The following is a 14744-nucleotide window of genomic DNA, read 5'->3' as shown; positions in this document are numbered from 1 at the left end:
TATGTGTACAACAATACGCTTCTCATTCCTCATCAGCCATATTGTCATCTTCCAACTATCACAGCAGAGCTGTGCTACTGTACAGTGCGGCCGTCTTCCCGTTGAATTTCCAGATCAACAACTTGGAGGTAGCTTCAGATTTTGAGCTCACACTCATTTCCTTCCCGATCGTTGTATTTATCGCCTTCTTCATTGCAAGTATCATTTCGAGACCGATCCAGAAGATGAATGTTTTGGCGATACTTATTAGGAAGGGTGATCTAATAGGTGATATGATTATACTTATCTTGTTTATGAAAATTACAAATTCCTGGGATATAAAAAAATAACCTTAGTCAGCTTAATCACTGATCTAAGGTAACATTAAGTTAGAAATTGCTATGAAGCTATTTACGCTAATTAGTCCCAATACTACTAGTTCTTTATTTCTGCGATACCCTCTCGCAATAATGTTTCTTCAAGCGTTTCAAGAACTTTTACTTCGTCAGAGCCATTTACAACAATATCAAACTCATAGCCGTATTCCATACCCAGTGAAAGAATACCTAAAATGGACTTTAGATTCACTTCCTTTCCATCATGTTTTATTTTCACCTCACTACTAAACTTGCTGGCGCTATTAACTAAAATAGTTGAAGGACGAGCATGAATTCCCGTTTCGTCTGTAACTATAAACGTTTTTTCAATCATATTTATAATCTCCTTTAACGATAAGTGTTTTAGTTTTAATCCATTTGCTCCTATTGTCTAGATCAGAAACCAAATTACGTCTGTCTCTGCTTAAATGGCTATGTTTTTATCCAGCCATGCATCTACATTGCTCAAATGCTCATTACCTGCAAAATTAAAAATGAACGAGTTACGTATTAATTCAATAACTTCCGACGTAGAAAGATCAAACGTCTCTGCAATTTTGATCAAGTTCCCTGTTAGATCATAATGAAAACAGGGTGGATCATCAGAATTAATGCAGACTTTCACTTTGCTATTCATTAATTTCTTAATTGGGAATTCCCACCACGACGAGTAGACTCCTAAACTGATGTTAGATGCGGGACATAAAGTTAGTAAAATTTGTTTCTCCGCTAACAATTTTAATAACTCATCGTCTTCTACAGCACGAACGCCATGATCTATCCTATCTAGTGGGATAGATTGTAATGCGTCCCAAATCCCTTCTGGACCAACAACTTCACCAACATGGCCTGTCAATTTAAATCCATATTCTTTGGCAAGAGCAAAAGCATCAGCTTGTTTGTGTGCAGGATGTCCGATTTCTTGCATATCCATACCAACTGCAATCAAAGGAATCTCTTCTCGAAACTTTATCAGTTTATTAATATAATTACAGTTATCAATTACTGAAGCTGTCCTATCCAGATTAGCGATAAAACGTATATCAATATTTTCGTACCTTTTTTTGGCTAATTTTAAACCCTCTGCAAAACCATTTATTACCGTATTTAGAGAAACTCCACGATGGCCATAGCAGGCCGTATAATCAAACATTACTTCACGATAAATGATATTCTGTGTAACCATATCGTTGGCACAATCCATAACCATATCAGAGAAGTCATTTTCTGTTTGAATAGAGGAAATCGCAGTAAGCATAATAGTAAGAAACTCATCTAGTGTTTGAAAGTTGTAAAAATCTATAGCATCACGAAGAGTCTTAATAGGTAACTCAATCCCGTTGCGCTGTGAAAATTTCCAAAATAGTTCCGGAGATATGCAATCAATATGATAATGCAACTCTGCTTTTGGACATTCAGTAATAATTTTTTTTAAATTGCTATCCATGCTTACAACCCTCTCATATTTTTTCATGGTACATGGTACCTACATTGTAATTAGGTCACTCTCGTCTTAAAAATTCTGTCCGTACGAATAATGTTCATTTAACATTTGTAGGCTTCCATTCACTATTCGATTAAACTTAACCTAGGAAGGTTTCTATTACAGAAGCCGTTATTATAAATGAAGAGCCACACAACTGACTTTTGGCAATTGTGTAGCAACAATAAAATTTTCTTTAAAAAACAATGCCCTGAAAAGGTCTTACTATTTAATTAATCAAGATCTTCTCCATTTGTTTCAATGACTTTCTTGTACCAATGGAAGGAATCTTTTTTACTTCTCTTCCCACTACCATTACCAAAATCATCTTTGTCCACATAGATAAATCCATATCGTTTGCTCATTTCCGCAGTTGAAGAGGAAACAATATCAATAGGTCCCCATGCGCAGTAAGCAAAGATATCTACACCATCCTTGATTAATTCTTTTAACTGCTCAATGTGTTTTCGATAGTAATCAATACGATATGGGTCATGAATACTTCCGTCTTCTTCTACCTTATCTAATGCCCCAAAGCCATTTTCCGCTATCATTAAAGGCACTTGGTAACGATCCCAAAACTGGGACATACAGTTGTACAGTCCTAATGGGTCCATCCTCCAGTCCCATGGAGTTGGTTCCAGATAAGGGTTCTGGGACACATCAAACGGCTTGATGGTATTTATAGTAGAATCGACAATTTTGGAAGAATAATAAGAAATCGCAAGAAATTGCATTGTGTTATTTCTTATTAGTTCTTCATCTCCTTCTTTAATATCGAGGTTGATTCCATTTTCCTCGAAATAGCGAAGCGCATATCCAGGATATTCTCCACGTAGTTGTACATCAGAAAAATAATACTGCATCCGATTCTTTTTCAAAGTCAATACAACATCTTCAGGTTTACATGTTGCTGGGTAAGATGTAGCGTCCGCTAACATTGTACCCAAAAATGCGCCTGGATCAATGGTCTTTGCCGCTTCAACCACTTTTGCACTTGCTACAAACTGGTTATGAACTGCCTGGTACATAAGTTCTTCCATATTCTCTGCTTGATCGTCATAAATTCCTAAACTTCCGAACTGAATACCAGGAATCAAGTTAATCTGGTTGCAAACAATCCAGTATTTCACTTTCCCTTTATATCTTTCAAGGATGACCTTTGCATATTTAACAAAGAAATCCCCTACCTTACGATTTGCGAATCCCCCATATTCAGTTACTAAGTGCAGAGGGATATCGTAGTGAGACATCGTCATAATAGGTTCCATGCCATTTTTAATGATCTCATCGATCAGATTATCATAAAATTCTAATCCTTTTTCATTGGGTAACAATTCATCTCCATTAGGGAAAATTCTGGACCAAGAAATACTTGTTCTGAAGTTTTTAAATCCCATTTCCTTATGAAGAGCTAGATCTTCCTTGTAGGTATGATAAAAATCAATTCCATAACGCTTTGGGTAGTACCCTTCTGTATCAATAGCAGCTCTTTTAATTCCTTGTAGGGTCCCTCCACCTTCTTTCTCAATATGCGCCCGATCTAAGTTTTTGTCATAAACATGAATATCAGATGTCGATAACCCTCTTCCATCTACATCATATGCTCCCTCAACCTGGCAAGCTGCAACTGCCCCACCCCATAAAAAGTTTGATGGGAATCCCTTAGGTGCTTGTTTCATCCGTATTTCCTCCTCTTAATCATATGAAAGTATAGAAATGCTATAATTTTAAGTGTTTTTTTATTACTTAAGAACTTTACTATTAATCGTGTCATCAAATCTTTTAAATACACGAATTATTCGTTTAGTCAATTCATATTCACTTTTAACCGTCATCAAAGTATCTTGAGCATGGGCAAACAGTAGGGAGAACAGAGGTTCCTCTCCGGATGCTTCTTTTTGAACTGTTTCCGTTTGCATCCTGTGAGACTTAGTCATGCTTTTCTTTGCTTCTTCTAATAATTCATTTGCACGATTATAATTGCTTTCTTCACATGAAATTAGTGCATCCATGATACCTTTGCGAGCGTCTCCAGCGTGCATAATCATTTGCATCGATATCAAACTTAGTGCCTCTAATTTTTCTTCTCTATCAATCATTGAATGTAATCTCCTTTATTTCTGGATTCAGAACCTTAAATTTATTCCTCAGCTAAAGCTAATTCCTTCTTCTTCTCCTGAATATCGTAAGCTTTGAAAAATGGGAAATAAATTATAAAAGCTACTACAAAAAGTCCAACTCCGAGGATGATGGCCCGCCAATCCTGGGTGGTCAGATAAGATGCGATTGGAGTAGGGATATACCACAACAAAAATGTTTTTGATGGAATAGTTACTAACCCCAACTTCATGACAAAATATACGATGGAAGGGATAACTATGGATGAGATCCACATAGGAATCATCAAAAATGGATTAAAAACTATGGGGCCACCAAACATAAGGGGCTCATTAATATTAAACATAGAAGGAACAATGGTTGCACGACCTATGGCCTTTAATCTGTAGGAGCTACTAAAGATCACCATCATAACCGAAAGTGCAAGTGTGGCACCAATCCCTCCCATGTTTATGAAGCCATACGCTGTTTCTTGAAGAGCGATATTTGTAGGTTCCAGACCTTGAGCAACACGTTCAGCATTTTCCGCCAGTCCCGCTAAATAAACCGGATAAATAACTGGCATCATCACCCACCCACTTATCCCAAATGTATAAAGCAATGCCGGAATAAATAATGACAATACAAAACCAGGGTAACTCTGAACAATACTAGATAAAGGATCAAAGATTTTTAGAATTACGTCAAAAAAATCTATATTTAACGGCACAGCAATGATCCAAGAAATAACCATTACTAAAGTAATAGGAATTAACGAATCAAACCATACGATAACAAATTCTGGGATCATACTATCTTTGGAAAATAGAGATTTTTTTGCAAAGAAATTCATAACGCCTGCAACCACAAGACCGATAACCAAAGATAAAAACATCCCCGTAGCACCAAATCTACTAAATATAAAAGTAATTTGACCATCATCAGAGATCACTGGGGATAGAAGCATAAGATAGACAGCAAGACTTGTTACCCCAGCTAATATTTTTTTGTTGTGATGCTTTTTCTTTTCCATAACATAATATGGAATTAGAAATGCTACTAGTAATCCCTGCAATCCGAACGTAAAGCTATTGATTAAAGAGAAGTCTGGGATATTCGGAAAAATATTATTAAACAGAGATACTATCGTGATCAAAGATCCAACTAGAATCAGTGGTAATAGGGTCATTACCGCGTCCTGGATTGATGAGATCCAAGGATTTTTTGTGATTTTATTAACAACAGGTGTAAATGAATTGGACATGAAATCCATGAACTTAATCATCATATTACTCACCTGTTTCAAGCATATTTAAGAGCAGATCACAAGCTTTATTTCCATCCAGTGTGCCGTATATATCTTGTGGAATAACTGCTACTTTGACAGGCAGTCCATTCATTTTTTCTTTTATTTCATCTTCCATATATTTCAAATGCGGTCCGACTAACAATACATCGATTTCATTAACATATTCGGATAGTTGAGACTCACTTCGAGCCTGCACAGACATTTCGATTCCTCTTTTTTTGCCTGCCTTACGAATTGCGTTCGCCATAAATCCACTAGAAGCACCTGCACCACAGATCAATAATACTCTTGTCATTTGATATTCCTCCCTGAAGTAAAATCTGTTTTCGCTACAAACTCAGTATGACATTGACACTTTATTAAGACTAACAAAAAAAGTTCCTAGAGATAGGAACTTAAAATTACAGTTAATATTAATAGCCAGTGACCTGAGTTCAATTTACTAAAAGTATCATTAAAAATTATTCTGCTATTCCTTTCTTTTTCAATGTTTCTTCAACATTTTTGATTGCCTCATCTTCATCTGTGCCTGCAATGGAGCATGAAGCCCCTCAGTATATCTATACTTGAAACAGTCATGCAAACTATACTGGAACATATTTCAGTCAACACAACCTTTTAGTACGCCTTGTTGATTGAAGAGAATAGAATCTATCCGTTTCGAGCAAAAATGGAGAACATATTGAAGAGGCGATGCCAGTAATCGTGGCCTGGAATCAACGCAAAACAAAGGGGCTAGTTCAAGGCATCCACGATGGCATAAGTTTTGGTGGTTAATTCTCCCGAGATTGTTTCATACTTGCTTGTCTTGCCCCCTTTTACCTCCGCAACCATTTTGATGAATATGGACAATACCAGTTGTTAGGGTGAAACTTCCTTCGTCATTAACATAATTCATCTCCAAAGTAACTAAATTATTTGTCTTTTAAGATTACCTTAATCGGAGCAAATCAGGGATCTACGTTCCTTTCGATTCGTTTTTTTAAAAATAGAATGAAATTGTTATTTTTGATATAACATGTTATGATTACTCCAAATAAAACCATTATTTATAATCAAATTACATATTAACATTTAACTTTCAATCAAAATGTAAGCGATTTCATTTCTCTTTTGCCTTCTTCACAGCAGTTCTCCTTACGGGTAAAAGTCTGAGCATATTCTTGGTTTTGATAAATTTGCGGATAGCTCAGCTTTAGACCATATAATAAACGGAGGTTATTGTTATGATCAGAAAATGTCTAGTTTTATTTCTCTCCTTCGCTCTATTGCTCGGTGTCTTTCCCATGCTAAATGTAGATGCTGCCAATCGGCCACTGGCTAAGATCCCTGGAAATTCTAACCCTCTAATGGATCATAAGTTGGGAGCTGACCCCTATTCATTGGTGTATAATGGAAGGGTGTATATCTACATGTCAAGTGATACGTATGTGTATAACAATGACGGATCGATTAAAGACAATGACTTCAGTGCTCTGGATCGCATCCAGGTCATATCGTCCGCGGACATGGTGAACTGGACGGATCACGGAGCGATACCAGTCGCAGGGGCCAACAACAAGAACAGCGGAAGGGGCATTGCCAAATGGGCCTCTAACTCCTGGGCACCTGCAATTGCGCATAAAAAAATGAATGGCAAAGATAAATTCTTTCTTTATTTTGCCAATGGCGGGGCAGGAATTGGAGTCCTGACAGCAGACACGCCGATCGGACCTTGGACAGACCCCCTCGGTAAAGCACTTGTGACACATAGTACACCTGGAATGGCTGGCGTGACATGGCTTTTTGATCCTGCTGTGCTGGTGGACGATGATGGCACAGGGTACCTGTATAGCGGTGGGGGAATTCCTAACGAATCCGATCCTGCTTCCATTGCTAATCCCAAAACAGCTAGAGTGAGCAAGTTAGGAGCAGATATGATCAGTGTTGTTGGAAGCGCAACCACCATTGATGCACCTTACCTATTTGAAGATTCAGGTATTCATAAGTACAATGGCAAATACTATTATTCCTACTGTATTAACTTTGCCGGAACACACCCGACTCAGTACCCTGCAGGTGAAATCGGCTATATGGTCAGCGACAACCCGATGGGCCCCTTCACTTATAAAGGCCATTTCCTGAAAAACCCCCATACATTCTTCGGCGTTGGCGGAAACAACCACCATGCTGTATTTAACTTTAAAAATGAGTGGTATGTCGTGTATCATGCCCAAACGGTCAGCAAGGCACAAATTGGCACTGGAAAAGGCTATCGCTCTCCGCACATTAATAAACTGGTGTATAATACCGATGGAAGCATCCAAGAGGTACAAGGGAATATGACTGGAATAGCTCAGCTATCCAATCTAAATCCATATACCAGAGTTGAAGCGGAAACCATGGCGTGGCAGGCGGGTATTACGACCGAGCCCACTCAAGCCACTGGCGGTCCGGTCAATAATCTGGATGTGACCAATATTCACAATGGGGACTGGGTAGCTGTCGGGAAGGCTGATTTTGGCTCTACCGGAGCAAAGACGTTCAAAGCTAATGTTGCCACAAATGTCGGTGGTAATATTGAAGTACGGCTTGACAGTGAGACAGGGCCGCTAGTCGGCTCTTTGAAAGTGCCTTCAACTGGAGGTATGCAGATCTGGAGAGAAGTAGAGACCACGATCAATAATGCAACTGGAGTTCGCAACATTTATTTGGTGTTTACTGGGGCAGGTAACGGCAATCTATTTAATTTGGATGCCTGGCAGTTCACCCCCAACACGGGGGGAAATATGGGGACAAAGGTCGAAGCTGAGAATATGAATATTGGCGGCACTTATGCAGGCAAGATCAGTACACCCTTTGACGGGGTTGCTTTGTATGGCACTGCTGACTACGCATCATACTCACAGTATTTTGCCAACCCTACGCATAATATCTCAGTACGGGGAGCTTCAAGCAATGCTGGTACGGCCAAAGTGGACTTGGTTATTGGAGGAGCAACTGTGGGTGCCTTTTATTTCACGGGCAAAACACCGACTGTCCAAACCTTGTCCAACATTACTCACGCTACTGGCGATCAGGAGGTCAAACTTACCTTGACGAGCGATGACGGAACCTGGGATGCCTACGTGGATTTCATTGAATTTTCGTTATGATCGCTCGTAAAAACAGTAGTTGTCTTAGTCCTATTGTTGACTAAATTGAGACTGTCTGGATACTTCATCCTCAGTGACTTGCAAGTGCAGCGTATGGAAAAACACCCTCTGGTGCTCGAGATTACTGCTAGGGGAGCCCCCAGCAGTAATCTCGAGCACCCTTTTATCTTAATGGGTCCCTTCATATATAGCTCTGCACTTCTTCTGAGAACAGGAACAGGATCACGATACTACAACGATCAAGAGGTAAGAATATGTTGAAAAAAGTAGGCTCGCTCTTAGTAGTGTTCTTCCACTGCTTATGACAATGCTCTCTATGGGCAGCATATCGTCCGCTCTCACATTCAACAATCCTTTTATCTATGCCGATGTTCCGGACAATGATGTAATTCGGGTAGGCAATACTTATTATATGACCAGTATAAACATGGCTATACCATGCATATGAACCCAGGCGTTCCCATTATGAATTAGCTCTATTGGAGTGAATTTTAGTAGGCCTTACCAGCCAAATTAGCTCTCAGCCTTTCAAAAAAAGAATAAGTATTTTATCCGGAATATCAATTACGAGCAGGTCTGGAATAAGATAAATAGTTTTTGTATTTTTTTAATCTTTCAGGCAATTCGCCAGCCTTGGAATTAGGTTTTAATGAAACTTTATATAATTCATCCGCGTGCTCGAATTTCCCAGAGATTAGAACATGAGAATGCGCTCTATCTTCTTCTGTGACATTAAATTTAACTTTGCCTTGTTCAACTTCCAAAGTGCCCTTTACACCGCAAATTCCGCATATTGCAGGATAATTATCATCATGATTCCTGATTTCAACGAGTTTGGAATGACAGATTGGACATAAACCAGATTCGCCAATATATTTCGCTTCCGTATTCGGATTCATTAGTGTTTCAGCCACATGACGACCAGATTGCCTAGCTCTGTTCAATTCATTTTCCTTGAAGACTACTGATCCAGGCAAGCCAACCCAATTGACCAGTATTTTATCTACAACATTGATTTGCATCGGCAGCGTGAAGAGATGGAGCATTGGCAGTGCAAGTGTGTCCCACTCACTTCCCCCTACAGCAATAAGAGAAGCCACTCTTTGTTTAAAGCTTCTTTCATCTGGGCCTTTACCAGTAGTTATTCCTCTTTCTTCGCGTTGCTTCTTGGCAATCATTCGGAAGGCAATATCATGGGAGGGGCCCATCCGGTCATTCAGAGTCTTCAACAGTCCACTCGGGCTCTTCTCATAAATGGCTGAGCTCACAATTAACCCGTCGCATTCCATTATTTTTTCTTCAATAAATCCATAATCATCGTTCTTTATCACACAATCTCCTGAGCCACACTTTTCAAGCAGGCTCACTACACAAGCATTACAACCGGTGCAAGGTTTAATTTGCAGGTCATTAAGACGTATAAGCTCTACCTCGGCACCTATCTCTTCAGCACCCATCAGAGCTTCCTTGACAAGGATTTCTGAATTACTCATCCTTCTACCGCAACTGATCCCTAAAATTTTCATTAAAATCCTCCTGCTATTTGTATTTGTTAGGCATAGATCCTGAAGCAAATCCATGCGAGAGTTTCAGCTTTCTCCACTAATTTCGCATAAATTTCCTCACATAATTCCAAAACCTTTCCCTCACAGAGCCTTGATTTTAAACAATATTACTCATTTTTTGATGAAAGTGTCATTTATTGCAGCGTGTAATAATTTCAGTATATATAATAAAAACGTTATATCCCATGTGCTGGAATTTAAATATAGTCCGATATAGTGACGATGTTTTGTAATATTGCACAAGGATTAAAAAGCTTTTGGAGGCTGCTCTTGTGAAAATTCAAAAAATAATCAGAAAACTTAGCGACTGTTATCTTTCCTTGCCCGAAGAGGCCATGCAAACAAAAGAAATCAGTGAATTTACTATCCTGCGGTTGAGTTCCGTTTTCCAGGCTGACACCGCTTATATAGGCAAGCTTTCGGATTTGCCAAAGGACTTTCCTACAGACACTCCTCTTTTCTGCATTCAGGATTGTGATGTACTTGTAGACTCTTATACTTATCTCACCCTTCTGCCAAATGGACTGGATCTGCTGGATCTTTCGGGAAAGATTTCATCTATACTTGCTCATGAGAATCGGCTCATTGAGCATATGCACACTCTGATATCCGCACTTTACTCAAACAAAGGTTTGCAATACTTGACAAACGAGGCCTCCCGCATCTTTGGTAATCCGGTAATCATTTTCGACGCAGGCTATAAGTTACTCGCTATGTGTCAGGCCCCCATCCCCAGCCGACCTGATATCGAACAGCAGCGAAATTTGGGTTATATTCTTGACAGTAATATTGAGAGCATGAAGAAATCCAATCTGTACGAACTGACCCGTATGGCTCTTATACCTTATTATTCACGCGATCCCGAGACCAACGACTGTTGGATAACAGCTTTGGTGTACGTACATGGCATAGAATTTGCGCAGGTCAGTGTTATGGAACTGGATCGTAAATTTACAGATATTGATTTTGAACTCGTACAATTTCTTTGTGAGCTGGTTTCGGTAGAATTGCAAAAGAACGATTTTTATAATTGCAATCAAGGAATGATGCATAGTTTCTTGCTTTCCGAACTGCTTACAGGCGAGCTCAATGATGCTAATGTCATTGCAATGCGACTGGCTCATCTGGAATACCTTACCTGAGAGTGATGACCTTGACAGACCTGAAGAACGGCTTTTTTGACGGGAAAGTTCAGCTGGTTGCACAGCATATGATCCAATTACTTCCGGATAGCCGTTGGATCGTATATCAGGGACGTATTGTATTTCTCATTTCCCTCGTTGATTCATCCTGTAAAATCATTGCTGAAGACAAACGAATTCTGGAATTTCTCCAAGTAAACGGCCTAACTGCTTCGCTGAGTGACTGCTTTAGTCATTTAACCTGTTTACGAAAATATTATAAGCAATGCCTAACCGCCATCGAGATTGGTTTCCAACTTCATTCTAACAAGCCAGTGTATATGTATGAGGACTATCTCTGCGAGCATATTGGAAAGATCATATCGGAGCAGAACGATCTCGCTGACTTCTGCCATCCAGTTATCCAAAAGTTAATTGCTTATGACAATGCCCACAAAACAAGTTTGCTGTCTACCCTTGAAGCCTATCTTCAATATGTGGACACTCCAAATATTGCTGCTAAAACACTTTTTATTCATAGAAATACTTTGTTCTATCGAATCAGCAGGATACGTGAGCTTTTCGAGATTGATCTAAGCGATGGTGATATTCGTCTGAAGCTTCAAATGACTCTTCATTTTCTAAAACTGAAAACACAACGCGGCGATCCTAAAGATCAGAGTACAGAAGGGTAAGCAAATGCAAAAAACATGCAGACAAAATTTCTTATCGATACTTTGTCTGCACGCTAGTCTTTTCTATCTATTTTTAAATTTAATGATAGCCCATAAGCATTCAGATAGCTCGCTGCTATTCTAAGATGACCAGTATGTCTAATTCCATATTAATCAGCTTACCAGCTTTAGGCCAACTGCTGAACCGAGTACCATCGCAATGAACAGAATTCTCGCGGTATTACGCGGTTCACTGTAAAAGATCATGCCCAATATGGCCCCGCCAGAAGCTCCAATACCGGTCCAGACAGCGTAGGCCGTTCCCATTGGTAGTGTTTCCATGGCCAGGGATAGAAACAAGAAGCTCAATCCAAAGCCTGCAAGCAGGTAAAAAGCAGACAGGAAATTCCGATCTTTATGGAGCTTATTAATCATGAGAACTCCGATCATCTCAAATACGCCTGCCAGAATTAGAAATACCCAGTTCATACGTCAATGCACCTCTTTTCCTTGTTTCTTCTCTTTGCTCTGCATTTTGAGTCCTACAACTCCGAGCAGAAGCACCCCGATTAGCAATAATTTAGATCCCTGTACCTCAGCACCAAATAACAAAATTTCTGCTAATACAGTACCAGCCGTTCCCAATCCGACAAATACTGCATACACCGTACCTACCGGAAGCGTGCGGGAAGCCATAATCATAAGTATGAAACTTACTAAAATAGCAACTAAAGTGCCCCCCCACTCTAACCATCCGCTGGCATGTTTTAGACCGATGACCCATCCAACTTCAAATAATGCCGCAATTACAACAGATAACCATGTCTTGTTCATTCTGTACTTCCTCCTTTTTGATAATGCTGCAAATGTAGTATGAATTTATAGCAGCAATAAAAAAAAGCCTGGGAGAATACTGCATACTGCAGTTTTTCTCCCAGGCTTTTATCCCTCCGTGGCACAGTACGACGACTGTGAGTTTTCTCTCGGACCAGCCGATATTACATCGCGGAACCCTAGAAAACATTTTTGAATTCAATTATAGTTAACATTATACACATTAGTGAATCAATCACAATATAAAAATTAATAAAAATTCGTATATCTTCCTAAACTTATATCATTGTTTTGCTCATAATAAAATCAATTTGTTCTTCATCACCCATATAAAAAGAATGTGCGCCAGTTTGAACAAATTCCATTTTCTTATAAAAAGAAATGGCATTTTCATTTTTTTCCCATACGCCAAGCCAGATTTTCTTTTTATTATGTTCCATCGCGATTTCCATAGCTTTATTTAGCAGATATTTACCAAGCCCATGTTTTTGAGATTTGTTTTTTATATAAATCCTCTCAATTTCGAGCGACTCATCACCCATTTTTTCGGATTGGGCATCATTCATATTTACCTTTAAGTATCCAGCAACTTCTTCATTAAAATAGATGAAAAAGATTTCTGAAGAGTCGTTGGACAATTCCTCCTCCAACTGTTTAAAGTTAAATGCTCTTTCCAGATAGGCTTTCATATTTTCAGGCGAATTCTGATCCTTAAAAGTATCGTTGAATGTTTCAATACTTATTTCTTGGAGTATTTGTAAATCTTCACGGCTGCACTTTATTATTTTCACAGTCACTTTAATGTATCCCTCCTTCATGTAAATCAATAATTTCTCTTGTTCCCCTTTTTTACAAATTCCCAGTCATCCCCTATATTTTCTCTTACTCTTTGAAGAAGATTGAAAATAGTTTCTACTTCTCTTTCCGAAAATCCCGCTAATGCAACGTTATTGGAATAATCATTTTCTCTTTTTATAAAAGGATAAACATTGTTCCCTTTATCTGTTGGATAGAGTTTTTTGATTTTTTGGTTATGGTTATCTTCTTTCTTTTCAATAAAGCCATTAATTACAAGTTTTTTTATAGCACGAGATGCAGTTGTTCGGTCTACTTTTATCATCTCAGCTAACTTTTCTTGAATGATTCCTGGGTTTTCACATATTCGCACAAGGTATAAATACTGTCCTTTGGTAAGATCATATTCTTTAAATTCGATATTGCTTATAGAATCTAATGCTCTTGCGATCATTCCAATTTCGCGAAGTACTTCCTTCATATTGGACTCCTTTGCCCCTATTTTGTTGCAAATGCAACAAAAGTGATATATATTGAATTTACCTTATTTTTATTGCATTTGCAACATAAAATTATATTAAAGAGGTCGAGTAAATTGAACTATGTTTTTTTCGTATTAGGAATTTTTATATTATCTCTTGGAATTTCATTCACTATACAATCAGACCTTGGGACTTCACCTTTTGATGCACTTTTGGTAGGACTGTCCATAAATGTGGGGCTTACTGTGGGAAGTTGGGAAATCATAATAGCTATAATATTGATATGTTGTAATTCGCTTTTAAAAAGACAAAGACCAGAGGTTTTGGGGTTGTTAACAGCATTTATAATGGGTATTGGTATTGATATGTGGCTTTTTTTATTACACAATTTGATAACACCTGAACTATGGTACAGCAAAGTTGTTTGTTTTGGAATTGGTTTAGTTGTTGTAGGATTAGGAACTGCAACATATTTACAGACAAATTTTGCACCAATTCCAGTTGACCGATTAACATTAATCATACAAGAATTAACTAGAACTAATCTATTTTTTTCGAGAACACTCATCTATCTTATATTCTTGATCATAGCAGTCATTTTAAATGGCCCCATTGGCATTGGAACTTTGTTAACCGTTTGTTTAGGGGGGCTAATACTCAATTACTTTATGCCACTTACTGAAAAAGTACTTGACCGCATATTAACACACTTTGATACATCACCAAATCATGAGAAAGACAAAAAGCATTCTATATAGAATGCTTTTTATGTTGTTTAACTAACCTGATCTGTTAAAAGATGTACTATCCAAGTTGACACTGAAGCCTGATTCTCATATCTCTTTGTTTCGATATTAGGTTTCTCTAGAAGAATTGGTACTGTTATTTGTC

The 14744-nt window shown here is 38.4% G+C and carries 15 protein-coding genes and 1 riboswitch; of the genes, 4 read left to right on the top strand and 11 right to left on the bottom strand.

What is annotated here, in order from left to right; all coding sequences use genetic code 11:
• Positions 1-414 precede the first annotated feature (414 nt).
• The 6 genes from KAI37_RS12535 to KAI37_RS12510 all read right to left on the bottom strand — a co-directional run bounded on the left by KAI37_RS12535 (position 415) and on the right by KAI37_RS12510 (position 5543).
• A complete protein-coding gene (locus tag KAI37_RS12535) occupies positions 415-690 on the bottom strand; it encodes a phosphocarrier protein HPr (protein WP_076293695.1) in 276 nt (91 codons plus the stop codon).
• Positions 691-780: 90 nt separating this feature from the next.
• A complete protein-coding gene (gene add / locus KAI37_RS12530; RefSeq protein ID WP_220031395.1) occupies positions 781-1803 on the bottom strand; it encodes an adenosine deaminase in 1023 nt (340 codons plus the stop codon).
• A gap of 269 nt (positions 1804-2072) precedes the next feature.
• On the bottom strand, positions 2073-3521 hold the full coding sequence (locus KAI37_RS12525; protein ID WP_220031394.1) for a glycoside hydrolase family 1 protein: 1449 nt from the start codon (positions 3519-3521) through the stop codon (positions 2073-2075).
• 63 nt (positions 3522-3584) lie between these two features.
• Complete coding sequence (locus KAI37_RS12520) at positions 3585-3941, bottom strand: PTS lactose/cellobiose transporter subunit IIA (protein WP_071640836.1); 357 nt, start codon at positions 3939-3941, stop codon at positions 3585-3587.
• Positions 3942-3982: 41 nt separating this feature from the next.
• Positions 3983-5227 carry a PTS sugar transporter subunit IIC gene (locus KAI37_RS12515; RefSeq protein WP_220031393.1) on the bottom strand — a complete coding sequence of 415 codons (1245 nt, stop codon included), beginning with the start codon at positions 5225-5227 and terminating at the stop codon, positions 3983-3985.
• A gap of 1 nt (position 5228) precedes the next feature.
• Positions 5229-5543 (bottom strand): PTS sugar transporter subunit IIB, encoded by a 315-nt coding sequence (locus tag KAI37_RS12510; RefSeq protein WP_076293699.1) that lies wholly within the window; start codon positions 5541-5543, stop codon positions 5229-5231.
• Positions 5544-6474: 931 nt separating this feature from the next.
• Here KAI37_RS12510 and KAI37_RS12505 point away from each other — a divergent pair.
• On the top strand, positions 6475-8382 hold the full coding sequence (locus KAI37_RS12505) for a carbohydrate-binding protein (protein ID WP_220031392.1): 1908 nt from the start codon (positions 6475-6477) through the stop codon (positions 8380-8382).
• Positions 8383-8942: 560 nt separating this feature from the next.
• Here the strand turns inward: KAI37_RS12505 and KAI37_RS12500 are convergent.
• Complete coding sequence (locus KAI37_RS12500) at positions 8943-9908, bottom strand: flavodoxin family protein (RefSeq protein ID WP_071640829.1); 966 nt, start codon at positions 9906-9908, stop codon at positions 8943-8945.
• A gap of 311 nt (positions 9909-10219) precedes the next feature.
• Here KAI37_RS12500 and KAI37_RS12495 point away from each other — a divergent pair, with 311 nt between their 5' ends.
• Both KAI37_RS12495 and KAI37_RS12490 read left to right on the top strand, forming a co-directional pair.
• Positions 10220-11089 carry a hypothetical protein gene (locus tag KAI37_RS12495; RefSeq protein ID WP_220031391.1) on the top strand — a complete coding sequence of 290 codons (870 nt, stop codon included), beginning with the start codon at positions 10220-10222 and terminating at the stop codon, positions 11087-11089.
• Positions 11090-11100: 11 nt separating this feature from the next.
• On the top strand, positions 11101-11763 hold the full coding sequence (locus KAI37_RS12490) for a helix-turn-helix domain-containing protein (RefSeq protein WP_220031390.1): 663 nt from the start codon (positions 11101-11103) through the stop codon (positions 11761-11763).
• 153 nt (positions 11764-11916) lie between these two features.
• Here the strand turns inward: KAI37_RS12490 and KAI37_RS12485 are convergent, their stop codons facing one another.
• The 4 genes from KAI37_RS12485 to KAI37_RS12470 all read right to left on the bottom strand — a co-directional run bounded on the left by KAI37_RS12485 (position 11917) and on the right by KAI37_RS12470 (position 13852).
• Positions 11917-12231 carry a DMT family transporter gene (locus KAI37_RS12485; RefSeq protein ID WP_071640827.1) on the bottom strand — a complete coding sequence of 105 codons (315 nt, stop codon included), beginning with the start codon at positions 12229-12231 and terminating at the stop codon, positions 11917-11919.
• Positions 12232-12234: 3 nt separating this feature from the next.
• A complete protein-coding gene (locus KAI37_RS12480; RefSeq protein WP_071640826.1) occupies positions 12235-12576 on the bottom strand; it encodes a DMT family transporter in 342 nt (113 codons plus the stop codon).
• Positions 12577-12671: 95 nt separating this feature from the next.
• Positions 12672-12770, bottom strand: a riboswitch (guanidine-I (ykkC/yxkD leader).
• Positions 12771-12854: 84 nt separating this feature from the next.
• A complete protein-coding gene (gene paiA / locus KAI37_RS12475) occupies positions 12855-13373 on the bottom strand; it encodes a spermidine/spermine N(1)-acetyltransferase (RefSeq protein ID WP_076293713.1) in 519 nt (172 codons plus the stop codon).
• Positions 13374-13399: 26 nt separating this feature from the next.
• Positions 13400-13852, bottom strand: coding sequence for a MarR family winged helix-turn-helix transcriptional regulator (locus KAI37_RS12470; RefSeq protein ID WP_076293702.1), 453 nt, complete (start codon positions 13850-13852; stop codon positions 13400-13402).
• Between the two features lie 114 nt (positions 13853-13966).
• On the opposite strand from KAI37_RS12470, the gene KAI37_RS12465 reads away from it, so the two are divergent.
• On the top strand, positions 13967-14611 hold the full coding sequence (locus KAI37_RS12465; RefSeq protein ID WP_076293703.1) for a YczE/YyaS/YitT family protein: 645 nt from the start codon (positions 13967-13969) through the stop codon (positions 14609-14611).
• The last annotated feature ends 133 nt before the right edge of the window (positions 14612-14744 follow it).

Source organism: Paenibacillus sp. S25 (assembly GCF_019454085.1).
GTDB classification, from domain to species: domain Bacteria; phylum Bacillota; class Bacilli; order Paenibacillales; family Paenibacillaceae; genus Paenibacillus; species Paenibacillus polymyxa_B.
The sequence above is the reverse complement of the archived record's forward strand: the minus strand, read 5'-3'. Positions and strand labels throughout refer to the sequence as shown.

Excerpts from the sequence above, each read along its gene's own strand:
- KAI37_RS12485 (WP_071640827.1), bottom strand. The coding sequence starts at position 12,231 with ATGAACTGGGTATTTCTAATTCTGGCAGGCGTATTTGAGATGATCGGA.
- KAI37_RS12525 (WP_220031394.1), bottom strand. The coding sequence starts at position 3,521 with ATGAAACAAGCACCTAAGGGATTCCCATCAAACTTTTTATGGGGTGGG.
- KAI37_RS12505 (WP_220031392.1), top strand. The coding sequence starts at position 6,475 with ATGATCAGAAAATGTCTAGTTTTATTTCTCTCCTTCGCTCTATTGCTC.
- KAI37_RS12500 (WP_071640829.1), bottom strand. The coding sequence starts at position 9,908 with ATGAAAATTTTAGGGATCAGTTGCGGTAGAAGGATGAGTAATTCAGAA.
- KAI37_RS12515 (WP_220031393.1), bottom strand. The coding sequence starts at position 5,227 with ATGATGATTAAGTTCATGGATTTCATGTCCAATTCATTTACACCTGTT.
- KAI37_RS12510 (WP_076293699.1), bottom strand. The coding sequence starts at position 5,543 with ATGACAAGAGTATTATTGATCTGTGGTGCAGGTGCTTCTAGTGGATTT.
- add (WP_220031395.1), bottom strand. The coding sequence starts at position 1,803 with ATGGATAGCAATTTAAAAAAAATTATTACTGAATGTCCAAAAGCAGAG.
- KAI37_RS12520 (WP_071640836.1), bottom strand. The coding sequence starts at position 3,941 with ATGATTGATAGAGAAGAAAAATTAGAGGCACTAAGTTTGATATCGATG.
- KAI37_RS12470 (WP_076293702.1), bottom strand. The coding sequence starts at position 13,852 with ATGAAGGAAGTACTTCGCGAAATTGGAATGATCGCAAGAGCATTAGAT.
- KAI37_RS12480 (WP_071640826.1), bottom strand. The coding sequence starts at position 12,576 with ATGAACAAGACATGGTTATCTGTTGTAATTGCGGCATTATTTGAAGTT.
- KAI37_RS12535 (WP_076293695.1), bottom strand. The coding sequence starts at position 690 with ATGATTGAAAAAACGTTTATAGTTACAGACGAAACGGGAATTCATGCT.